This is a genomic window from Streptomyces sp. GMY02 (assembly GCF_019056675.1).
Classification (GTDB): Bacteria; Actinomycetota; Actinomycetes; order Streptomycetales; family Streptomycetaceae; genus Streptomyces; species Streptomyces odonnellii.
Genome location: NZ_CP077658.1, coordinates 5,147,508 through 5,170,361 on the forward strand (window position 1 = coordinate 5,147,508; position 22,854 = coordinate 5,170,361).

General features: G+C 71.6%; 15 protein-coding genes and 1 pseudogene. 10 read left to right on the forward strand and 6 right to left on the reverse strand.

Going from position 1 to position 22,854, the window contains the following annotated elements; translation table 11 throughout:
* Positions 1-501: a YwqJ-related putative deaminase gene (locus KQY30_RS21835; protein ID WP_217308293.1), complete on the reverse strand. Its 501-nt coding sequence runs from the start codon at positions 499-501 to the stop codon at positions 1-3.
* 388 nt (positions 502-889) lie between these two features.
* On the opposite strand from KQY30_RS21835, the gene KQY30_RS21840 reads away from it, so the two are divergent.
* Positions 890-1,867: an SMI1/KNR4 family protein gene (locus tag KQY30_RS21840; protein WP_217308294.1), complete on the forward strand. Its 978-nt coding sequence runs from the start codon at positions 890-892 to the stop codon at positions 1,865-1,867.
* Positions 1,868-1,872: 5 nt separating this feature from the next.
* Positions 1,873-4,471: pseudogene (locus KQY30_RS37165) on the forward strand (SUKH-4 family immunity protein).
* A 173-nt stretch (positions 4,472-4,644) separates the two neighbouring features.
* On the opposite strand, the gene KQY30_RS21850 reads toward KQY30_RS37165, so the two are convergent.
* Entirely contained in the window at positions 4,645-6,168 is a 1,524-nt protein-coding gene (locus KQY30_RS21850; RefSeq protein WP_217308295.1) for a short-chain fatty acid transporter, read from the reverse strand.
* A 185-nt stretch (positions 6,169-6,353) separates the two neighbouring features.
* Here KQY30_RS21850 and KQY30_RS21855 point away from each other — a divergent pair, with 185 nt between their 5' ends.
* Complete coding sequence (locus tag KQY30_RS21855; RefSeq protein WP_254407649.1) at positions 6,354-8,432, forward strand: GAF domain-containing protein; 2,079 nt, start codon at positions 6,354-6,356, stop codon at positions 8,430-8,432.
* 42 nt (positions 8,433-8,474) lie between these two features.
* On the opposite strand, the gene KQY30_RS21860 is transcribed toward KQY30_RS21855, so the two are convergent.
* The gene (locus KQY30_RS21860) at positions 8,475-9,983 is read right to left on the reverse strand and encodes an MFS transporter (RefSeq protein WP_254407650.1); all 1,509 of its coding nucleotides are present in this window, start codon (positions 9,981-9,983) and stop codon (positions 8,475-8,477) included.
* A 564-nt stretch (positions 9,984-10,547) separates the two neighbouring features.
* Here KQY30_RS21860 and KQY30_RS21865 point away from each other — a divergent pair.
* Positions 10,548-11,336 (forward strand): ABC transporter ATP-binding protein, encoded by a 789-nt coding sequence (locus KQY30_RS21865; RefSeq protein ID WP_217308298.1) that lies wholly within the window; start codon positions 10,548-10,550, stop codon positions 11,334-11,336.
* Positions 11,333-13,909 carry an ABC transporter permease gene (locus tag KQY30_RS21870; RefSeq protein ID WP_217308299.1) on the forward strand — a complete coding sequence of 859 codons (2,577 nt, stop codon included), beginning with the start codon at positions 11,333-11,335 and terminating at the stop codon, positions 13,907-13,909. The genes KQY30_RS21865 and KQY30_RS21870 overlap by 4 nt, the downstream gene beginning before the upstream one ends.
* Positions 13,910-13,999: 90 nt before the next feature.
* Here the strand turns inward: KQY30_RS21870 and KQY30_RS21875 are convergent, their stop codons facing one another.
* Positions 14,000-15,520: a putative glycoside hydrolase gene (locus tag KQY30_RS21875; RefSeq protein WP_254407270.1), complete on the reverse strand. Its 1,521-nt coding sequence runs from the start codon at positions 15,518-15,520 to the stop codon at positions 14,000-14,002.
* A 308-nt stretch (positions 15,521-15,828) separates the two neighbouring features.
* On the opposite strand from KQY30_RS21875, the gene KQY30_RS21880 reads away from it, so the two are divergent.
* The 4 genes from KQY30_RS21880 (at position 15,829) to mfd (ending at position 21,425) form a co-directional block, all read left to right on the forward strand.
* A complete protein-coding gene (locus KQY30_RS21880; RefSeq protein WP_217308300.1) occupies positions 15,829-16,824 on the forward strand; it encodes a polysaccharide deacetylase family protein in 996 nt (331 codons plus the stop codon).
* Between the two features lie 144 nt (positions 16,825-16,968).
* Entirely contained in the window at positions 16,969-17,538 is a 570-nt protein-coding gene (locus KQY30_RS21885; RefSeq protein ID WP_254407271.1) for an RICIN domain-containing protein, read from the forward strand.
* Positions 17,539-17,643: 105 nt separating this feature from the next.
* Positions 17,644-17,835, forward strand: a complete 192-nt coding sequence (locus KQY30_RS21890; RefSeq protein ID WP_217308301.1) for a hypothetical protein — start codon at positions 17,644-17,646, stop codon at positions 17,833-17,835.
* 47 nt (positions 17,836-17,882) lie between these two features.
* Positions 17,883-21,425: a transcription-repair coupling factor gene (gene mfd / locus KQY30_RS21895; protein ID WP_217308302.1), complete on the forward strand. Its 3,543-nt coding sequence runs from the start codon at positions 17,883-17,885 to the stop codon at positions 21,423-21,425.
* A 31-nt stretch (positions 21,426-21,456) separates the two neighbouring features.
* On the opposite strand, the gene KQY30_RS21900 is transcribed toward mfd, so the two are convergent.
* Both KQY30_RS21900 and KQY30_RS21905 read right to left on the reverse strand, forming a co-directional pair.
* Positions 21,457-21,708 (reverse strand): type II toxin-antitoxin system RelE/ParE family toxin, encoded by a 252-nt coding sequence (locus KQY30_RS21900; RefSeq protein WP_217308303.1) that lies wholly within the window; start codon positions 21,706-21,708, stop codon positions 21,457-21,459.
* A complete protein-coding gene (locus KQY30_RS21905) occupies positions 21,705-21,980 on the reverse strand; it encodes a type II toxin-antitoxin system Phd/YefM family antitoxin (protein WP_217308304.1) in 276 nt (91 codons plus the stop codon). Before KQY30_RS21905 ends, KQY30_RS21900 begins: the two co-directional genes overlap by 4 nt.
* Positions 21,981-22,160: 180 nt before the next feature.
* Between KQY30_RS21905 and KQY30_RS21910 the strand changes: the two genes are divergently transcribed.
* Complete coding sequence (locus KQY30_RS21910; RefSeq protein WP_254407651.1) at positions 22,161-22,835, forward strand: HNH endonuclease family protein; 675 nt, start codon at positions 22,161-22,163, stop codon at positions 22,833-22,835.
* The last annotated feature ends 19 nt before the right edge of the window (positions 22,836-22,854 follow it).

A 22,854-nucleotide genomic window follows, 5' to 3' on the forward strand; every position in this document is an offset into this window, starting at 1 on the left:
TCAGCCGTTCTGGGTGGGGTCGACGGGGCGTACGCCGAAGTGGGCGAGCAGCGCCGTACAGGAGCGGCAGGGCGGGGCGTAACTGCCGTGCAGCGGGTCGCCGTCCTCGCGGATACGACGGGCCGTCAGTTTGGAGTGCTTGAGGGCACGGCGCGCCTCGCCGTGGCTCAGGGGCTTGCGCCGGGCGCGTTTGGAGCGGGCTTCCTCGGCGGCGGTGAGGTGGCGGGAGAGCAGGATCGCCTCGGGGCAGCGCCCGGTGAAACGTTCCCTTTGGCCACTCGTGAGGGTGTCGAGGAAGTCCTGTACGAGGGGGTGCAGCGTCGGCGGCTGGTCGGCCTTGCCCCCGGTGCAGGTGAGGGTCTCGCCCCGGACGGAGAGCGCGGCGGCGACGGCGGGCAGGATGCCGTCGCGGCGGCGCTGGAGCGCGGGCGGACGGTGCGGTTCCGCGCTGCTCCAGGTGAGGCGTGGGTCGCCGGATGCGTCTGTTGGTGCGGTGTGCACGTGCTGTCCCCTTCCCCCCTGCGCGGCTGGTGGCCGCTGGTCTCACGCCCCAGACTGTGTGGACAGCCTGCCAAATGCCCACTGCGATCGGGAAGCTGGGGCGTGAATCAAGGTGTGGCGTCGGCGCTGGGTCACGCCGATGTGACCGATGGTCACCGGTTCCGATGTGGTATGGGGCGGGCATGCGGCCGGTACGGGGCAGGGCGTCCGGCCGGTACGGGCGAGGGGCGCGGCCGGTCCCGCGTGCTCGGATTGCGGGCGCGACGAACGGGGGGAGGATTATCGGATCGGCCCTGTGGAGGAGCGTCGGTGCCCCTCTGGCCCCACCGCATAGGCTGTGCGGCATCAGGGCTGTGGAACCAGCCGCAAGCAGCAGGGGGCAACCGCCATGACGACAGGTCGGCTCGGGCACCAAGCCGCGCCACCGAACGCGGCCTACGCCGGGCAGGTCGTGCATTTCCCGGACCCGGTCCGGGCCTCCCGGCACCCCAGAGGGGTGCGGGTGGATGACGCCGGCCATCCGGATTTCGCGCCGTACGCGCGGGCGGCGGTGGAGATAGCCGAGCCCCCCGAGGGGTTCGGCGTGGACGAGCTGCGGCTCACGGACTATGTGTCGGCCAATGCCGCGCTGCACGCCGCGGGGCACGAGCTGTGGGACACGGTTCCCCCGGTGGCGACTCCGCACGGCTGGACCTGGCACCATCTGCCGGGCTCGCGGCGGCTGGTGCTGGTGCCGGTCGAGGTGAAGGCGCTGCTGCGGCACCACGGCGGGCTCGCCACGACGGCGGTGGACCACGGCAAGCGGGGCACGCGTCCGCTCCAGGAGACCCGGCCGGTGCACTTCGGGCTGCCGAAGGGCGCGGTGTCGGTGGGCGAGCAGCAGCTCCAGGGCGTGGAGGAGGATCTCGGCTATCGGCTGCCGGGCGCCTACCGCGCGTTCCTGAAGGCGGCGGGCGGCTGCGCGCCGGTGGGCGTGGCGCTCGATCCGGAGCTCGGACTGCTGGTGGACCAGCCGTTCTTCACGGTGCGCGACGAGGCCGCGGTCAATGACCTGGTCTATGTCAACAAGTGCCTGCGGGACCATCTGACCAAGGATTACCTGGGTGTTGCCTTTGTGCAGGGCGGCATCCTGGCGGTGCAGGTACGGGGCGCCCGGACGGGTTCGGTCTGGTTCTGCGCGTACGACGACGCCAGGGACCGGGACGGCTGGAGCGTGCAGGAGCGGGTGGAGCGGCTGCTGCTGCCCTGCGGGGAGGACTTCGACGCGTTTCTGCTGCGGCTGGCGGGCAGTCCGCCGGAGCTGGAGACCGTGGCGAACCTGATGGTGGACGGCGGCTTCGCGCGCGCCGTCCCGGTGGAGGGATGAGCGCGATGGTGACCTTCGCGCAGGCGCAGGAGCGCGCGGAAGAGTGGGTCAACGGCGATCTGCCCGGTTATCAGCACCGGGAGGTGCGGGTAAGGGAGTTCGAGCTGGGCTTCGTGGTGTGGGCGGAGGACCGCGAGTCCGGGCCCATATCGGACGGCGGCCGGCAGCGGCTGGTCATCGCGAGGGACAGCGGCGAGGCGACGCTCTGGCCGGGGCTGCCGGTGGGCGAGGTGATCCGGCGGTACGAGGAGGAGTACGGCGTACCGGACGCGCCGCCGAGCGCACCGGAGCCGCCGCAGCGGATCGATCTGAACCAGACGTCGTTCCTGCTGAGCCCGCCCGAGTGGCTCCAGGACGCGGCGGACAGACTGGGGATCCCGGACGGACGGGCGTCGTCTGGTCCGGGACCCGCGGCGGGACCGGGCTCGGCAGGGCCGGGCGCGGGCTCGCTGGGTGCGGGCGCTGGGGCTCCACCGGGCAGCGGCCACGCGGGTGTTGGCCATGTGCCGGAGCACCGTGCTCCGGAAGGGGCGGCCGTTGCCGCTCCGGGGCCGGGGGCGCCCGGCGGGGCGACTCCCTGGGCCGGGACGGACACCAATGGCGCGGGTTCGGGGGACGACGGTTCCGTACCGCTGCCCGCGACGGTCTTCGCGCCGCCGCTCTCCGGGGCCGACGACGATGACACCCCGCCGCCGATGGTGGCCGCCGATGCGCCGACCGCGCTGATGTCGGGCGGCAGCCAGCTTCCGCGTACGGCGGTGTCGGCGATGCCGGGCAGGGACGGCGCGGGTACGGGCACGGGTCCCGGTGCGGGCCAGGGAGGCGGCCCGAGTGCCGCTCCCGGTGCGGGCGTTGCGGGTACGGCGGGAAGCGGCGCGGCCGTACCGTCTCCTGGCGCTCCCGGTGCTCCTGGTGTGCACGGCGGGCTTCCGCCGCAGTCGGGGCCGGGTGCGCCCGGTGCTCCGGCGGGCGGTTATCTGCCGACGCAGTTGGTGTCGAACTCCGGCCCCGAGGCGCCACAGCCGCCGGGTCCTCCCGGCCCGCCCGGCCCTCCGGGTACGCCGCCGCCTCCCGGTGGAGCGGCTCACGCGGAGACCATGCTCGCGAACCCGGGCCCGTCGGGACCCGCCGGTCCGCGCCCGCCGGGTCCCCCCGGGCCTCCCGGCCCGCCGGGTCCTCCCGGCCCTCCCGGGGCGCCGGGTACGCCTCCGGGCGGGGTGCATCACGCGGCGACGATGCTCGCGGATCCGGGGGGCCAGAGCGGTCCGGGCGGTCCGGCGGCGCCTCAGCCGCCCCGGCCGCCGGGTGCTCCGGGTGCGCCGGGCGCTCCCGTACAGCCTCCTGGTCCGCCCGGCCCCCCCTGGACCTCCCGGTCCGCCCGGGGCTCCTCCGGGTGCGGTGCACCATGCCGCGACGATGCTCGCTGGATCCGGCCAGGGCGGACCCGTACCACCGGGGGCCCCGCAGCCGCCCGGTCCTCCTGGTCCGCCCGGCCCGCCCGGAATGCCGCACGGGGCTCCTGGTGTGCCCCCGGGCGCGCCCGGTGCGGTACCGCCGCCGGGTGCTGCCGGTGCCGTACCGCCGTCGGGGCCGCCGCCCGCGTACGGCTATCCGCAGCAGCCGGCCGGTCTGCCGACCGTCGGCCCCGGCTATCAGGCCGTGCTGCGCTATCGCGCGCCCGACGGTTCCGAGGCCCGGCTCATCCGGCGGTCCGCGCCCGGCACCCCGCACCCCGAGTGGCAGATCCTGCATGAGCTGCGCGCGCTGAACGTACCGCCGCAGCAGGTGCTCGAACTGCACACGGAGCTGGAGTCGTGCGAGCTGCCAGGCGGGTACTGCGCGCGGATGATCCGGGAGACCTGGCCGCAGGTCCGGATCACCAGCGTCGCGCCGTACGGGCAGGATCACGCGAGCCGGCAGCAGGGCATGCGCCATCTCCTCACCCACCAGGGCGAGTTGCACCAGGTCGCGGACGGGCCCGCACGGCCCGCGCCGGTCCGGGCGCCGCTGCCCCAGATGGCGCCCGCGCCCCCCGTACCGCCGGAGGGGATCGCGCAGGAGCTGATGGGGGCGTTCGGGCCGCAGGGCATCTGCCGGTTCGACCAGCGGGCGGTGTCCCGGCAGGGCGTGCCGGAGATCGTGGCGCGCACGCTGGTGTGGGCGGGGCTGCCGGCCGACTTCGGGCCGTTCTTCTGGGCGCAGCCTCCGCAGCCGGTGGTGCCGACGCTCGCCGAGCTGGCCGCGCAGCGGCAGGTTCAGGGGGCGCCGGACGCCGGTTCGTATCTGGTCGTGGGCAGCGACTTCGGGCGGGCGCTGTGCGTGCAGTACGGCACGGCGCACATCATGGCGGTGCCGGTGGAGGCGGGCCCGGGCGGGCAGTCCGTGCCGCCGCAGTTCGTCAACACCGGACTGCCGGAATTCACCCGGTCGTTGGCGCTGCTGGGCCGGATGTGGCGGCTGCGCTTCGGTCTCAACCCGGAGCAGGCGGGCCGCTGGACCGTCGACTTCCAGGCGCAGCTTCTGGCGCTGGACGCGGCGGCGCTGTCGTCGCCGGAGAACTGGTGGTCGGTCCTGCTGGAGCAGATGTGGGACGGACTGCTGTGACGCCCGCCCGGACGCCGACGAGCTGACAGAAGTGCGCTGAGGCACGCCGGCAGAGATGCTGTCGGCGGAGGTGCTTCTGACAGAGATGCGCCGAGGCGCGGGGGCCGGAGCCCCGTAAAGGACTCCGGCCCCGCGCCTCGGGTGATTCCGGTACCGCGGACGTGACTTCGCTCCTACGGGAAGGAGAGCGTCTGGGCGAACAGGGTGACCAGGATCAGCACCACCGGGAAGCACACCAGGAACATCGCGAACGTATAGCCCATGATGTCCCGCGCCTTCAGGCCCAGGATCGTCAGCGTGGGCAGCATCCAGAACGGCTGGAGCAGATTGGCGCTGGCCTCCCCCAGGTCGTACACCACGACCATCCAGCCCTGGTGCACCTGGAGCTGGTTGGCCGCCTCCAGCACGTACGGCGCCTCGATGACCCACTTGCTGCCGCCGCTGGGCACGAAGACCCCGAGGACGGCGCTGTAGATGGCGATGAAGGCCGGGTAGAAGAACTCGTTCGAGACCGACACCAGCCAGCCCGCGATGGTCTTGCTCAGCCCGGTGAAGGCGATCATCCCGAAGATCCCGCCGTACAGCGGGAATTGGAGCAGCACACCCGAGGCCGCGGGGGTCCCGTCCTTGACGGCCTGGGCCAGGCGCACCGGCCGCCAGTGCAGGATGAGCGCCAGCAGGATGAGAATGAGGTTGACGGTGTTCAGGTCGAGGGCGTTGAGCGCACTGCCCTCCGCGCGGGCGAAGTGCCGCGCCAGATACCAGACTCCGAGCGCGAAGAGCAGGATCGCGAAGACCGGGCTGTACTCGATCCACTCGCCGGGCCTGCTGCGGCGGGTGTCCGCGCGCTTCTCGGCCACGCTCGGCCCCAGCTCGATCCCGAGCTGTGCGGCCGTCTTGGCGCGCTCCGGCGAGGGCGACAGGAACCAGGCCGTACCGACCGCGATCACGAAGACGATCGCGGTGGCCGCCATGCCCTGCCACAGGAAGATCGTCTCCGTGAGGGGGATGAGCCCGCTGCCGCGCCCCTCCTCGATGACCTTCTGCACGGCGGGCGGGCTCGACGCGGCACTGGCCACCTGGAGCGCCGCCGACCCGGACAGCCCCTGCGCCCATACGGTGCCGAGCCCGAGGAAGGCCATCGCGCCCAGCGCCCGGTAGTCCACCCCGCTCACCCTGCGGGCGATCTCCTTGGCGAGGATCGCCGTGAAGATCAGGCTGAAGGCCCAGTTCAGATACGAGGTCGCCATGGCGACGGCCGCGGTGAACGCGATGGCGCCGCGCGGGGTACGCGGCACCCGCGCGATCCGGGCGATCAGCCGGCCGACCGGCGGTGAGACCGCGACCGCGTATCCGGCGATAATGATCATCGCCATTTGCAGGGTGAAGGTGATGAGGGACCAGAAGCCCTGGCCCCACGCGTCCACCAGCCCGTATCCCGTGGTCGCGGTCGGGTCGGCGGGAGCGCCGAGCAGGGGTTCGCCGGTCGCCAGGCCGAGGGCGAAGATCCCGAAGGTGCCGACGAGGACAAAGCCGAGCGCGTCGGGCAGCCACTTCTCGGAGAAGGCGGTGAACCGCAGCGCCATCCGCGCCGGCCAGGGTTCCCTGCCACCGGTCGCGCCCGCCGAGCCCGCATCTCCCGCGGTCACACCCGGTTCTGGATCCGGCTCCGGCTTGTGCGGGGGCGCCGTGGTCATCGCATGTCCTCACTGTCGGGCTTCCCCGGGACCGGGGACCCGGCCCAGGTGTGCGGTGCCGAGGATCCTCGGCCGCCCACCCCCGGAGTGCAATGGAGACGGTCCACACAGACCGTGGCCCTCCTATGTGGATCACCCACTTCCGGTGGTTGGGCGGAATGGGTACGGTCTGCTCCGTGACCTCGATGAACAGCGGCCGGATGTTTCTGGAGCTCCTCGCGCGGGACGCGCCGGCGGCCGAGTTCGAGGAACCGGTCATCGCGGCGCGGGCGGACGGCGGGAGCGCGGCGAACGCCGGGACCGTCGCCGAGCTGGAGCGCTCGAAGCTGCTGGCGCTGCGGGTACGGGCGGCGCTCGACAGGAGCCGCCGCCGGGAGGCCGAACTGTCCGCGCTGTACGAGACGGTGGCCGATCTGGTCGCCCTGCGCGATGTGGACTCCGTACTCCAGGCGATCGTCGCGAGAGCGCGCAAACTGCTCGGCACGGACACCGCCTACCTCGCGCTGTACGACCCGGAGCGCGGCTGCGCGTACATGCGCGAGACGAACGGCTCGGTCTCGGCGAAGTTCCAGCAGCTCCTCATGCCGCTGGGCGCGGGACTCGGCGGTCTGGTGGTGCAGACCGCGTCGCCGTACTTCAGCAGCAGTTATCTGGGCGACGCCCAGTTCAGGCACACACGGGACATCGACGAGGCGGTGACGGAGGAGGGTCTGGTCGCGATCCTCGGTGTCCCGCTGCGGCTCGGCGGCGATGTCATCGGCGTGCTGTACGCGGCGGACCGCAGCGAACGCGGTTTCGCCCGCGACGAGGTCACCCTGCTCGGTTCGCTGGCCGCCCACGCGGCCGTCGCGCTCGACAACGCGCGGCTGCTCCAGGAGACCAACACCGCGCTGGCCGACCTGAACGCGGCGAACCGTCTCGTACAGACCCGCAGCGCTTCGGTGGAGCGGGCGGCCGCGGCGTACGAGCGGTTCACCGGGCTGGTCGTGCGCGGCGGGGGCGTCGACGACATCGCGCACGCGGTCGGCGAGGCGCTGAACGGTTCGGTGGTGGTGGTCGGACCCGACGGCCGCCCGCTGAGCCGGGTCGCCGAACCGCGCCGCCCCGACGGCGACTTCGGCCGCGACACCCACGCCGGTGCCGAGAGCCACGCCGGTACGGACGGCCGTGCCGCTGGCCGTCCCGGCACCCAAGGCCGTTTCGACGGTGGTCCCGGCACCGAAGGTCGTCCCGAAGGCCGTCCCGAAGTCGGTCCCGGTCCCGGTCCCGAGGACTGGCCCGACGCGGAGGCGCTGGCCGATGCCATGGCCCGCTCCCGGGCCCAGGGCCGGGCCGTGACCTGCGGGAACTGTACGGTCGCGGCCGTCGTCGCCGATCAGGAACCGCTCGGTGCCCTGGTGATCTCCGGAGCCGGCGGGTTCGACGACACCGACCGGGTGATCCTCGAACGCGGGGTGACGGTGACCGCCCTGCTGCTGCTCTTCCGTACCTCGCTCGCCCAGGCCGAGGAGCGGGTGCGCGGCGAGCTGCTCACCGATCTGCTCAGCCAGCGGCTCGGCGGCGGTCGCCACGGCGGCGGTTCGCTCGCCGTACGGGAGAGGGCCCGCCGCCTCGGCACCGATCTCGACAAGCCGCATGTCGTGGCGGTCGTCGCCGCCGACGACGTACCGACACAGCGCGTGTCGGCCGCCGCCGGTGCCTGGGCGGGCGCGCGGCGCGGTCTCGCCGGCCGCCACGAGGGCCGTACGGTCCTGCTCGTCCCCGGCGACGACCCCTCAGCGGTCGCCCGCGCCGTGGAGGCGGGGCTGCGGACCGCGCTGGCCCGGCCGGTGACGGTCGGCGCGGCCGGTCCGCCGGACGGGACGGCGGTGGCGGACGCCTATGCCGAGGCGCTCCAGTGTCTCGGCGCGCTCCAGGCGCTGGGGCGCACCGGTTCGGCCGGGGCCATGGACGACCTGGGCTTCCTGGGCCTGGTCCTCGGGCGGAACGCCGATACGGACGGATTCGTACGGCGCACCCTCGGCCCGCTGGTCGAGTACGACGAGCGCCGGGGTACGAGCCTGCTGGACACGGTCGAGTCGTACTTCCAGCACGGGCAGAGCCTGGCCCGTACCGGTGCGGCACTGCACGTACACGTCAATACGGTCAGCCAGCGGCTGGAGCGGGTCGGACAGATACTTGGCGAGGACTGGAACACTCCGCAGTACGCCCTGGAGGCTCAACTGGCGCTGCGGCTCAGGCGCGTGCTCACCACCACGGCCTGAGCCCCCCGGCCGCCGCCGTACTCACGTCGGCCCTCCAAGGGCTCAGGAGTCGTCCTTCTCGGCGAGGACCGGGAAGCGTCTCGGGGCCAGCACCAGCAGTACGAGAAGCGAGAGCGCCGCCGCGAACGCCGCGCCGACATAGACGTGTTCCACCGCCGCGTCCACCGCGCGGCGCAGATAGTCCGCGGCTTCGGCGGTGAGGGAGGACGGTTTCTCCAGGGCGCGTGCGACGGAGTCGAGGTCGCGGGGAAGGCCGGGGGCGGGCGGGGCGGCGAGCCGGGAGGCCAGCACCGTATTGGCCACCGCGCCGAACACCGCCGCGCCCACGCTCTGGCCGACCTGGCGGCAGAAGAGGATGGACGCGGTCGCCGTGCCCCGCTCCGACCAGCCGACGGTCGCCTGCACCCCGATGATCAGGGGGAGTTGGAACAGCCCGAGCGCCGCGCCGAGCAGCAGCATGATCAGCGCGGGCTGCCAGGCCTGCCCGGGGAAGGGGAGCAGGGGGAAGGCCAGCAGGACCAGCAGGGCGAGGGAGATCCCGATGACGGCGGTCTGGCGGAAGCCGATGCGGTTGTAGACGCGGTTGGAGAAGGCGGCGCTGACCGGCCAGCTCAGGGTCATCGCGGAGAGCACGAAGCCGGCCGCGATCGGCCCGAGGCCGAGCACGGACTGCGCGTACGTCGGGAGGAAGACGGTCGGGGCGACCATCAGCAGCCCGAGCGCGCCGAGCGCGAGATTGACGGCCGCGATGGTGCGGCGGCGCCAGACCCAGCCGGGAATGATCGGTTCCGCGGCCCGGCGTTCGATGACGACCGTGGCCGCGGCGAGGACGGCGGCGCCGCCGAGGAAGGCGAGGGAAGGGGCGGAGAGCCAGGGCCAGGCGACGCCGCCCTGGACGAGAGCGGTGATGAGGAGGGCGCCGGTCGCGAAGACGGCGAGGGCACCGGCCCAGTCGACGCGGTGGCGTTCGGCGGACGGCGTGCGGGCCGAGCGGCTGGTATCCGTACCGGTTGCGACGGTACGGCGCGTACGGCCCGGTTCGCGGAGGTACTTGCCCACCAGCCAGAGCGCCACCGCGCCCACCGGCAGGTTGATCAGGAAGATCCAGCGCCAGTCCGCGTACCCCGCGAGCAGCCCGCCCAGCGCCGGTCCCGCCACCGACGAGGTGGCCCAGACCGATGACAGCTTGGCCTGGATCCTGGGGCGTTCCTTGAGCGGGTAGAGGTCGGCGGCGATGGTCTGCACCGTGCCCTGGAGCGCGCCTCCGCCGAGCCCCTGGACGACGCGGAAGGCGATCAGCGAGCCCATGCTCCAGGCGGTCGCGCAGAGCAGTGAGCCGACGAGGAAGAGGGCGATGCCCGCGATCAGGACGGGCTTGCGGCCGAAGGTGTCGGAGAGCTTTCCGTACACCGGCAGGGTGACCGTCACGGCGAGCAGATAGCCGGAGAACAGCCAGGAGAAGACGGCGAATCCGCCGAGGTCGCCGACGATCTGCGGGACGGCCGTGGAGACGATGGTGCCGTCGAGGGCGGCGAGCGCCATGCCCATCATCAGAGCGGCGACCACCGGGCCTCTGGGGGACGGCTTTGGAACGGACGACGGCCCCGGCGGGGGAGCGGCTCCCGCCGACGGGGCGTCGGGTATCGCTTCGGTACGTCCGGTGTCCTCGGTACTTCCGCCGGCGCCGCTCACGGCATTCCTTTCCCTATGCATGTATCTCCTTGGGGGACACCTTCTCACCGCACCCTCCCGCGGCGGGAGGGTACGGGGCGTGCCACGGACCCCGAGGCGGGCTGCGCCGAAGGGTCCACCCGGAGGCTCCTCCCGAGGGTGGAGACCCCTAGGGGGTTCTCCTTACTCCTGCCCGGGGGCGGTTCGTCCCGGTGGAGGAGGAGAAGGCGGGACCCCGTTCTTTACCTTGGTCTTACGGCTGGGGAGGGCGTGCGAGGGGGGCTCTCCGTAGCAGAGGGGTGGGGAAAACCCCAGGCGAAGTCTGCGCTGCGCACCAGCGCGCGGCGCCCGTGAAGCCAGCAGACTCAGAGCAGGAAATCACCGGTGAACCGACCTGTCTCACCGGAGCCTTGCCCAACGATGAACCGACTTAGGAGACATACCGTGACAACGGCTGTAACGATCCCCAAGCAGGGGGGCACGGGAGGGCGTACGGCCGTCGCGGCGCGAGCGCGGCAGGTCGTCAAGGCGTACGGCTCCGGGGAGACCCGGGTCGTCGCACTGGACCATGTCGACGTGGACATCGCCCGCGGCCAGTTCACCGCGATCATGGGCCCGTCCGGCTCGGGCAAGTCGACGCTGATGCACTGCCTCGCCGGGCTGGACACCGTCACCTCGGGCGAGATCCATCTCGACGAGACCGAGATCACCAAGCTCAAGGACAAGCACCTCACCCGGCTCCGGCGGGACCGGATCGGCTTCATCTTCCAGGCGTTCAACCTGCTGCCCACGCTCAACGCCCTGGAGAACATCACGCTGCCCATGGACATCGCGGGCCGCAGGCCGGACGGTCCCTGGCTCCAGCGGGTCGTGGAGACGGTGGGGCTGGCCGACCGGCTCAAGCACCGGCCGACGCAGCTCTCCGGCGGCCAGCAGCAGCGGGTCGCGGTGGCCAGGGCGCTCGCCGCCCGGCCGGAGATCATCTTCGGTGACGAGCCGACCGGCAATCTGGACTCGCGGGCGGGCGCCGAGGTGCTGGGCTTCCTGCGCAGGTCCGTCGACGAACTGGGCCAGACGATCGTGATGGTCACCCACGACCCGGTCGCCGCGTCGTACGCGGACCGTGTGCTGTATCTGGCGGACGGCAGGATCGTGGACGAGATGTTCCGGCCGACGGCCGATGCCGTACTCGACCGTATGAAGGACTTCGACGCGCGGGGGCGTACGTCGTGACCGTGTTCAGAACCTCGATGCGCAACTTCCTCGCGCACAAGGGGCGGATGGCGCTCTCCGCCGTCGCGGTCCTGCTGTCGGTGGCCTTCGTCTCGGGCACCCTGGTGTTCACGGACACGATGAACACGACGTTCGACAAGCTCTTCGCCGCGACCTCCTCGGATGTCACGGTCAGCCCCAAGTCGGCCCAGGGCGCAGACGAGATCTCCCAGACCGGCAGGCCCGAGTCGCTGCCCGCCTCGCTCGTCGCGACCGTGAAGAAGGCGGACGGAGTCGAATCGGCCGAGGGCGCGGTCAGCAGCACGAGCGTGACCGTCGTCGACGCCGACAACGAGAACGTGGGCGCGACCAGCGGTGCTCCGACGATCGCGGGCAACTGGACGCGCAACGACCTCCGTTCGATGGAGATCACCTCGGGCCATGCCCCGCGCGGCCCCACCGAGGTGATGGTCGACGCCGACACCGCCGAGAAGCACCATCTCGCGATCGGTGACGAGCTGCGCACCATAGCCGTCACGGGCGACCTCACGGCGAAGATCTCCGGGATCGCCACCTTCACCGTCACCAACCCGGGCGCGGCCGTCGTCTACTTCGACACGGCGACCGCCCAGCGCCAACTGCTCGGCGGCTCCGGCCGGTTCACACACATCAATGTCACGGCCGCGCCGGGCGTCAGCGACAGCACGCTCAAGCGGGACGTCGCGACCGCGATCGGCGCCGGACCGTACAAGCTCCAGACCCAGCAGGAGACCGCGGACGCCAACCGCGCGGATGTCGGCTCTTTCCTCGATGTGCTGAAGTACGCGATGCTCGGCTTCGCCGGGATCGCCTTCCTGGTCGGGATCTTCCTGATCGTCAACACCTTCTCGATGCTGGTCGCGCAGCGGACCCGGGAGATCGGGCTGATGCGGGCGCTGGGATCGAGCCGTAAGCAGGTCAACCGCTCGGTGCTGCTGGAGGCCGTGCTGCTCGGCGCGGTCGGCTCGGTGGCCGGGGTCGCCGCCGGGGTGGGGCTCGCGGTAGGCCTGATGAAGCTGATGGGCGCCGTGGGGATGGAACTGTCCACGGACGATCTGACCGTGAAGTGGACGACCCCGGTGGTCGGGCTGGTGCTCGGCGTCGTGGTCACCGTCGTCTCGGCGTACATACCCGCCCGGCGGGCCGGGAAGATCTCGCCGATGGCCGCGCTGCGCGACGCGGGCACGCCCGCCGACGCACGGGCCGGCTGGGTCAGGGCGATCATCGGGCTGGTGCTCACGGGCGCCGGCGGAGCCGCTCTGCTGGCGGCGACGCGCGCCGAGGAGGCGGGCCAGGGCTCGCTGCTCCTCGGACTGGGCGTGGTCTGCACGCTGGTCGGCTTCGTCGTGATCGGTCCGCTGCTCGCGGGCGGGCTGGTACGGGTGCTCAGCGCGGTCGTCCTGCGGATGTTCGGCCCGGTCGGGCGGCTGGCCGAGCGCAACGCGCTGCGCAATCCGCGGCGTACGGGAGCGACGGGTGCGGCCCTGATGATCGGGCTCGCACTGGTGGCCTGCCTGTCGGTGGTCGGTTCCTCGATGGTCGCCTCGGCGACGGACGAACTCGACAAGTCGGTCGGCGCGGACTTCATCATCCAGTCGGGCAACGGCCAGCCGATCATGCCGCAGGCCCAGGCGGCGCTGGAGAAGGCGCCGGACATCGAGCATGTCACCGAGTACAAGTGGGTCGACGTCAAGCTGACCGCCCCGGACGGCAGGACGGACTCGGACGGCATCGTCGCCGCGGACCCGACGTACGCGCAGGACCTGCGCCGCGAGACCGTCGAGGGCGAGCTGTCCGGGGCGTACGGCAAGGACGCGATCTCGGTCGGCGACGCCTATGCCACCGAGCACGGTGTACATGTCGGCGACGCGATCTCGGTCGCCTTCCCCGGCGGCAGGACCGCGAAGCTGAAGGTCGCGGCGATCACCTCGGACGACACGAGCGTCGACAAGGGCGCGATGTACACGAACATCACGACCGTCGAGCAGTATGTGCCGGCCGAGAAGATGCCCAAGAACATGATCATGTTCGCGGCGGCGGTGGACGGCAAGGAGAAGGAGGCATACGCGGCGCTCAAGGATTCGCTGGCCGCCTATCCCCAGTACAAGGTGCAGGACCAGACCGACTTCAAGCAGGACCTGAAGGACCAGATCGGCCAGCTCCTGAACATCGTGTACGGCCTGCTGGCCCTGGCGATCATCGTCGCGGTGCTGGGCGTGGTGAACACCCTGGCCCTGTCGGTGGTGGAGCGCACCCGCGAGATAGGCCTGCTCCGCGCGATCGGCCTCTCCCGCCGCCAGTTGCGCCGCATGATCCGCCTGGAGTCGGTGGTCATCGCCCTCTTCGGCGCCCTGCTCGGTCTGGGCCTCGGCATGGGCTGGGGCACGGCGGCCCAGAAACTCCTGGCCCTGGAGGGCCTGGGGGTACTGGACATCCCCTGGCCGACGATCATCACGGTCTTTGTCGCCTCGGCCTTCGTGGGTCTGTTCGCCGCCCTGATACCGGCCTTCCGCGCGGGCCGGATGAACGTACTGAACGCGATCGCGACGGAGTAGGGCGATAAGGTCTACATGTCCCGGCCCCGGTGGGCGACCTCCAACACCCACCGGGGCCGGGCCTGTTGCCATGTGTCCAGCCGGGCCGCGTCAGTGTGCGGCGATCTGCTGGAGTGCCGCGCCCTGGTAGCGGGCTCCGGCGTTCCACAGGATGAACGAGTTCATCTTGTTGGCCGCCGCGGCCTTGATCTGTTCGGCCACCTGTTTCGGACCGTAGGTGCTGCCCATCGAGAAGTCCTGGAGCCACGGGACGACCTCGACCTGCGTGCCCTTCGTCAGGCGGGCGAAGTCGGCGAGCGAGCGCTGCACGATCGCGTACGGGGCGGTGTCGGGGTTGGCGACCCCGTACTCCCCGGGACCCCAGTGGGACGGGTAGACCATCGGCGCGATGTAGTCGCTCACCTTGGCCAGGCCCCCGATGTCCTGAGCGATCTCGGTGGGCCGGGTGGCGGCGATGCCGAAGACCGAGACACCGAGGAACTTGGCGTGCGGGCGCATCGCGGTCCGGGTGTCGGCGACGAACGAGACGATGGACTGCTCGGGCGTCGCGGACCCGATGCCGGGGAAGCGCATCTTCGACAGCGGGCCGTCGGGACGGCGGACATAGTCGTAGAGGATGTCGTCGAAACCGAGCTTGGACGCCTCGACGGCGAGGTCCTGGTTGTACTTGCGGACGGTCGGGTCGGCGAAGTTGGTGAAGGCCAGCTTTCCGTAGTGGCCGCCGCCGGCGTACGCCTGTCCGTCGGGGGTCTGCACCACCTGGTTGCGCTTGCCGGACTTCCAGGCGGCCGTGGCGAGCTTGGGGTCGCGGAAGGCGACGATGCGGCCGATGACCTGGGCGCCGGCCTTGTGGATCTCGGCGATCGCCTTGCGAGCGTCGTAGTAGCCCTTCGCCGCGCCGATCTGACGGGCCAGCGGCACCTCGGAGGCGTAACCGACCTCGCCGTCCTCGTCCTTGACGTCCAGTTGCACGGCGTTGAGCTTGCCGCTCCGGACGAGGGCCATGACGTGGGTGCGGAGGGCGTCGTTGCCCCAGCCGATGGCGGTGATGTGCGCGGCACGGATCATGGGACGGCGGCCCCGGGCGTTCACGTCCTTGGTAGTGGTGTTCCCGGCGCGGTCCGCGGCGGTGACGTTCACAACAGGTGTGCCCTTGGGCACCGTGATCTTGAATGCCCCGGACTTGTCGACGGAGACCTCCTTGCCGTCGGCGGTCACCTTCGCGTCGGTGCTGGTCTTGCCGATGATGGTCACCGATTTGGCGGTGCTCTTGATCTCGGGGTCGGCCACCTTCAGTTCGGGCGCGGTGGAGTCCACGGTGAAGTTCACGGTCTCGCGGTACGACACGAGGGGGAGGCTGCTGGCGCCCTTCACCACCAGGGTGTGCTTGCCCTCGGGCAGCAGGCGGGGGAGGGCGATCCTCAGACGGGAGCCCTGGGCGACGACGGGGATCGCCGCGCCGTCGAGGGTGGCGCGCACCTTGTTCCGGCTGCCGGCCGCTTCGGCGTCGAGGTAGGCGCTGAGCTGTGCGACCTTGCCGCCGTTGAGCACGGAGCCGTCGCCGATGCCCTGCACGCTCGGTCCCAGTGCCAGGAAAGTCGTCCAGCCCACTCCGGCCAGTGTGATTGCCCCGGCCGTCGCTATCAGGGCCCGCCGACGGGTCGGACGGCGCTGACCGTAGGAGAAAGCGGAGTTCGATATATGTCTCGTGCCCATCATGACGTCCTTCGTGCAGTGGTCGGGGGTGGTCCCTCCATTGATTGCCCCACGGCGTGTCGTTCCTCGTTTTCTGGCCGTATTTCACACGAAAGGCCGCTTCCGGCCCCGGCGTGGTGACTGCGCCATCCAGGGGACTGTGCGGTACAGGGGCTCCCGTCGCCGGTAGGGATGGCGCGACACATTCGCCTTGGAGGTCCGTCATGCGCCACCCGCTCGTCCCGCTCTGCGCCCTGGCAGGCGCCGCACTGCTCGTCTCGGGCTGTTCCTCGGGATCCTCATCGGCCGGCGAGGGGGCCGCCTCACACGCGGCCAGCCCCGTCGCCGTGGACCCTGCGAAGGTCGGCGCCGACGAACTCGGCCAGGTGCCGGTGCTGATGTACCACCAGCTCACCGCGAAACCGGCCAGCGTCTACGACCGCACGCCGGCCGATTTCCGGGCCGAGCTGGAACGCCTCGCCCGGGAGAAGTACGTACCGGTCACCGCCCGGGACTTCCAGACGGGACGCATCGACATCCCGGCCGGGACGCACCCGGTGGTTCTCACGTTCGACGACTCGACCAACAGTCAGGTGCGCCTCGGCCAGGACGGCAATCCGGCGCCCGACACGGCCATCGCCATCCTGGCGGAGACGGCGAAGAAGTACCCCGCGTTCAAGCCGGTGGGGACCTTCTTCGTCAACGCGGACGCCTTCTCGGCCACCGGTCCGGCCAGGGCGCTGACCTGGCTGAAGGATCACGGGCACGAGATCGGCAACCACACCGACCGCCACCAGAACCTGCGTTCCCTGGACCAGGCGGGCGCCACGAAGGCCATCGCGGGCGGACAGCAGGCGATCGTGAAGGCCGCGCCCGGGACCAGGGTCACGTCCCTCGCCCTGCCCTTCGGAGCCATGCCCCAGCAGGCCGGGGTCGCCGCACGGGGAACGGGCTACCGCTACGACGGCGTGTACCTCGTGGGCGCCAACCCCTCGGTCTCGCCGTTCGCCAAGAACTTCACCCCCCAGGCCATCCCGCGAATCCGCTCGGCCGGCCCCAAGGACGCGGACGCCGAGTTCGGTTCGTCGCGCTGGCTGGACAAGATCGCCGCTGCGAAGAGCTGGTACGTCTCGGACGGCGACCCCAACACCGTCGCCTTCCCCCGCGCCTCCCAGGACCAGGTGGCCCCGGCCTTCGCTTCCCGCGCCCGGCCGTACTAAACCGCTGTCCGCCGCATCCTGCGTGTCAGGTCTCGGACATCAGTGCCCGTCCTCTCTGTCTGTCTTGGGGGCAAATCCCTCTATTACGCTGCGGTCAAGATTCGCTACGAACGGTAGTGGACCGAGAACGTGGGAGGACGCGTCATGGTCAAGGGCATGCGCAGGACGCTGGGGACGGGGGCCGCCGTGGTGGCCGGGTGTGCGGCGCTGGCGGCGGGGGCGCTGAGCCCGGCCGCCGCCAGCGATGCGGCCGGGCAGTCGTCGGCGCGCGCGGTCAGGGTAGAGCAGGTCACCATCCGGCTGGCCAGTGATCCGGGGCAGGTCGCGAACGTACGCGGGAACTCCTCGCAGAACGGGGCCGCCATCATCCAGTGGCCCCTGTCCCGTGCGGCCAACGAGCGCTGGAGGCCCGAGAGCACGGGCGGCGGGTACTACCGTTTCCGGTCCGTCAGCAGCGGCAAGTGCATCAACGTCAGGGGCGGCGGCAGCGCCGACGGCACGGCGGTCATCCAGTACACCTGCGGCACCGCGGCCAACGAGCAGTGGCGGATGGTTCCCAAGGGCAAGGGGTACCAGCTCGTGGCGCGGTCCAGCGGCAAGTGTCTGAACGTCAGGGGCGGGGTCGGCCGGGGCAACCCGCTCATCCAGTACCGGTGCACGGCCGCCGGTGCCGCCAATGACGTATGGCTGCTCTCGTGGGAGACCCGCCTCTGACCCGACCTGATCGGGTCGACCTGACCTGGTCGACCTGATCGGGCCGGCTCACTCCGGCCGGTCGGAGTGAGCCGGCCCACCGGCCCCGAGCGGGGGCGTCCTCCTGTGGACGCCCCCGCTCACGCGTTCCCCGGCCCGGCCGGCCCCGCCGTCCCGGCTCTCGCCCGCTCCCGGCCCCGGCAGGCTCAGCTCTCGGCCCCGGCCGCTCCGTCCCGTACCCCGGACCGGTGGACCACCCCCGAGGCGCCCCCGCTGTCCGAGGCGCGTCGTAGGCTGGAGGACTCCCGGCCCGTCTGACGTGTCGGGTGCTCCGCGTTGCCCACCGCCTGGATGGAACCCCCTTCATGAGCCTGCACGGTCTGCTGGACGCCGTAGTACGTGACCCGGCGCTCGCCGAAGCGGTGAAGGCCGCCACCGCCGGTCACCGTACGCATGTCGACCTGGTCGGACCGCCCGCCGCGCGGCCCTTCGCGGTGGCCGCGCTGGCGCGCGAGGCGGGGCGGCCCGTGCTGGCCGTGACCGCCACCGGGCGGGAGGCCGAGGACCTGGCGGCGGCCCTGCGTTCGCTGCTGGACCCGGACACCGTCGTCGAGTACCCCTCCTGGGAGACGCTGCCGCACGAGCGGCTCTCGCCCCGCTCCGACACCGTGGGCCGCCGTCTCGCCGTGCTGCGCCGCCTCGCGCACCCGTCGGCGGACGATCCGACGGCCGGCCCGGTCAGCGTGGTCGTCGCGCCCGTACGGTCGGTGCTCCAGCCGCAGGTCAAGGGGCTCGGCGACCTGGAGCCCGTGGCCCTGCGCTCCGGGCAGAGCGCCGATCTGAACGAGGTGACGGAAGCGCTGGCGGCAGCCGCGTACGCCCGCGTCGAGCTGGTCGAGAAGCGCGGCGAGTTCGCGGTGCGCGGCGGCATCCTGGATGTCTTCCCGCCCACCGAGGAGCACCCCCTGCGGGTGGAGTTCTGGGGCGACGACGTCGAGGAGATCCGGTATTTCAAGGTCGCCGACCAGCGGTCCCTGGAAGTCGCCGAGCACGGACTGTGGGCGCCGCCCTGCCGTGAGCTGCTGCTCACACCGGAGGTGCGGGAGCGGGCCGCCGCGCTTGCCGAGGCCCACCCCGAGCTGGGCGAACTGCTCGGCAGGATCGCCGAGGGGATCGCGGTCGAGGGCATGGAGTCCCTGGCTCCTGTCCTCGTCGACGACATGGAGCTGCTGCTCGACGTCCTGCCCGCCGGCTCGATGGCCCTGGTCTGCGACCCGGAGCGGGTCAGGACGCGGGCGGCGGACCTGGTGGCGACCAGCCAGGAGTTCCTCCAGGCGTCCTGGGCCGCCAGCGCGGCCGGCGGCGAGGCCCCGATCGATGTCGGCGCGGCCTCGCTGCGGGGTATCGCGGACGTCCGGGACCGGGCGCGTGAGCTGGGCATGATGTGGTGGTCGGTGTCCCCGTTCGCGGTGGACGAGGACCTCACCGAGGAGTCCATCACGCTCGGGATGCACGCCCCCGAGTCGTACCGCGGGGACACGGCCCGCGCGCTCGCCGACACCAAGGGGTGGCTGGCCGACGGCTGGCGCACCGTGTTCGTCACGGAGGGGCACGGCACGGCGTCCCGTACGGTCGAGGTGCTCGGCGGCGAGGGCATCCCCGCCCGGCTCGACACCCCCGGCGCGAGCGGGCCGGCCGGGATCACGCCGTCGGTGGTCCATGTCGCGTGCGGCTCGATCGACTACGGATTCGTCGCCCCGGGCCTCAAGCTGGCCGTCCTCACCGAGACCGACCTCTCCGGCCAGAAGGCGGCCGGCAAGGACGGCGCCCGGATGCCGGCCAAGCGCCGCAAGACCATCGACCCGCTCACCCTGGAGCCGGGCGACTACATCGTGCACGAGCAGCACGGCGTGGGGCGCTATGTGGAGATGGTGCAGCGTACGGTGCAGGGCGCGACCAGGGAGTATCTGCTCGTCGAGTACGCCCCGGCCAAGCGCGGCCAGCCCGGCGACCGGCTCTACATCCCCACCGACCAGTTGGAACAGGTCACGAAGTACGTCGGCGGCGAGGCCCCGACACTGCACCGCCTGGGCGGCGCGGACTGGACGAAGACGAAGGCCCGCGCCAAGAAGGCCGTCAAGGAGATCGCCGCCGACCTGATCAAGCTGTACTCGGCGCGGATGGCGGCCCCCGGCCATGCCTTCGGCCCCGACACGCCCTGGCAGCGGGAGCTGGAGGACGCCTTCCCGTACGTGGAGACGCCCGACCAGCTCTCGACGATCGCCGAGGTCAAGGAGGACATGGAGAAGACGGTCCCGATGGACCGGCTGATCTGCGGCGACGTCGGGTACGGCAAGACGGAGATCGCGGTACGGGCGGCCTTCAAGGCGGTCCAGGACGGCAAGCAGGTCGCGGTCCTCGTACCGACGACGCTGCTGGTGCAGCAGCACTTCGGGACGTTCTCCGAGCGGTACGCGCAGTTCCCGGTGTCCGTGAAGGCGCTGTCCCGATTCCAGACGGACGCGGAGGCGAAGGCGACGCTCCAGGGGCTGCGGGAGGGGGCGGTCGACGTGGTGATCGGTACGCACCGGCTGTTCTCGTCCGAGACGAAGTTCAAGGACCTGGGCCTGGTCATCGTGGACGAGGAGCAGCGCTTCGGCGTCGAGCACAAGGAGCAGCTCAAGAAGCTGCGGGCCAACGTGGATGTCCTCACCATGTCGGCGACGCCGATTCCGCGGACGCTGGAGATGGCGGTCACCGGGATCCGTGAGATGTCGACGATCACCACGCCGCCGGAGGAGCGGCATCCGGTGCTGACGTTCGTCGGGCCGTACGAGGAGAAGCAGATCGGTGCGGCCGTCCGGCGCGAGCTGCTGCGCGAGGGCCAGGTCTTCTACATCCACAACCGGGTGGAGTCGATCGACCGGGCCGCGGCGCGGCTGCGCGAGATCGTCCCCGAGGCACGGATCGCGACGGCGCACGGGCAGATGTCGGAGAGCGTGCTGGAGCAGGTGGTGGTCGACTTCTGGGAGAAGAAGTTCGATGTGCTGGTCTCCACGACGATCGTCGAGTCGGGCATCGACATCTCGAACGCCAATACGCTGATCGTGGAGCGCGGTGACAACTTCGGTCTGTCACAGCTCCATCAGCTCCGTGGCCGGGTGGGGCGGGGGCGGGAGCGGGGGTATTCGTACTTCCTGTACCCGCCGGAGAAGCCGCTGACGGAGACGGCGCACGAGCGGCTCGCGACGATCGCCCAGCACACGGAGATGGGCGCGGGCATGTACGTGGCGATGAAGGACCTGGAGATCCGCGGCGCGGGCAACCTGCTCGGCGGCGAGCAGTCCGGGCATATCGCGGGCGTCGGCTTCGACCTGTACGTACGGATGGTGGGGGAGGCGGTCGCGGACTACCGGGCGTCCGTGGACGGCTCGGTGGAGGAGGAGCCGCCGCTGGAGGTCAAGATCGAGCTTCCGGTCGACGCGCATGTCCCGCATGACTACGCGCCGGGCGAGCGGCTGCGGCTGCAGGCGTACCGGGCGATCGCCTCGGCGAACACGGAGGCGGACATCACGGCGGTCCGCGAGGAACTCACCGACCGCTACGGCAAGCTCCCGGAGCCGGTCGAGAACCTCCTCCTGGTGGCGGGCCTCCGCATGCTCGCCCGCGCCTGCGGCGTGGCCGAGATCGTCCTCCAGGGCCCGAACATCCGCTTCGCCCCGGTGGACCTGCGCGAGTCCCAGCAACTCCGCCTGAAGCGCCTCCACCCCCGCACGGTCATCAAACCGACGGCCCACCAGATCCTGGTCCCCCGCCCGACAACGGGCAAGATCGGCGGCAAACCGGTGGTGGGACGGGAACTGCTGGCGTGGACGGGGGAGTTCCTGACGACGATCCTGGGGTCGTAGGGGCGCTGCGGCGCCGCGCCGGGCGACCGGGTCAGGTGACGCGGCCCACCTTGAGGACGTGCACGGTGACGGTGTCGCCGTCCGGGCGGTAGAGCACTCGCCAGTTTCCGGCGGAGAGGCGCCAGTAACCGGAGTCCCCCAGCGCACGGGCCGACGGCGGAGAGGGGTTGTCGGCGAGAGCCCGCACGGAGGCCGCGCACTCCTTCGCGCCGACCGGCTCGATCGCGCGGAGCCGGCGGAACTCCGCCATGGCTTGGTGCTGCCACACCACGGTGTGGCTCATGAGGCGGCTGCGCGCAGGTCTTCGGCTTCCAGCTCGGCCATGAAGTCGTCGTGGGCCATCGGCGGGCCGCTGGGGGCCGCTTCGCGGGCGGCGGCTTCGGCGATGTCCGCGGCGTCCCTCAGCCGACGCAGCTCCTCCAGCTCCTCTATCGGGATCAGCGCGGCCGCGGGCCTGCCGTACTCGCTGATCACGATGTGCTCATGGCCGTGGCGCACCCGCCCGACAAGCTGACCGAGCTGATTACGGGCTTCCACGAGTGGATACGTCTCCATGCCGGAACTGTACACACCCGCAGGTGTGGCGGGTTCGTACAGACCTGATCGGGTGAACCCCGAGGGGGCGGGGCGTAGGCTGCGTGGGTGGGCGGACTTGGTGGGTGGGTGGCGCGGACGTCGGTCCGGGGGGCGGGGGTTGCTCTCCTGGGGCTTGTGCTGGGTGGCTGTACGGGGGAGTTGGGGACCGGTCCCGCGGAGCCGTCGGCATCCGTTGGCGGTGGGGCCGGGCCGCTGGGGAATCCCGGGGGGACGGAGCCGGGGCTCGGGGTGATCGGTTCCGAGGCCGACAGGGCGACCGCGCGGCAGCTCATCGGCGCGCTGCGGACCGCCGGGCGCGGGCCCAAGACCGGGTACGAACGGGACAAGTTCGGCTATGCCTGGATGGACACGGCGGACGGCGTCCCCCTCGCGCGGAACGGATGCGACACCAGGAACGACATCCTGGCCAGGGACGGGCAGGACGTCCGACTGCGGTCCGGTTCCGACTGCGTCGTCGTGTCGATGACGCTGCACGATCCGTACACCGGCAAGGACATCGACTGGACGAAGCAGAAGGCGGCGGCCGTCCAGATAGACCACATGGTCCCGTTGTCGTACGCCTGGCAGATGGGCGCGGCCCGCTGGGACAAGGACAAGCGCGAGCAGCTCGCGAACGACCCCCTCAACCTCATCCCGGTCGACGGCCCGTCCAACAGCTCCAAGGGCGACTCCGGCCCCGCCTCCTGGCTCCCCCCGGACCGCGGTGTCCGCTGTTCGTACGCGGTGCGCTTCGCCCAAGTGGCCACCAAGTACGAACTCCCGGTGACGGCCCCGGACAAGAGGACGATGCTGGCCCAGTGCGGCGGCCAGTAGTGGCGGTGTACCACCTCGG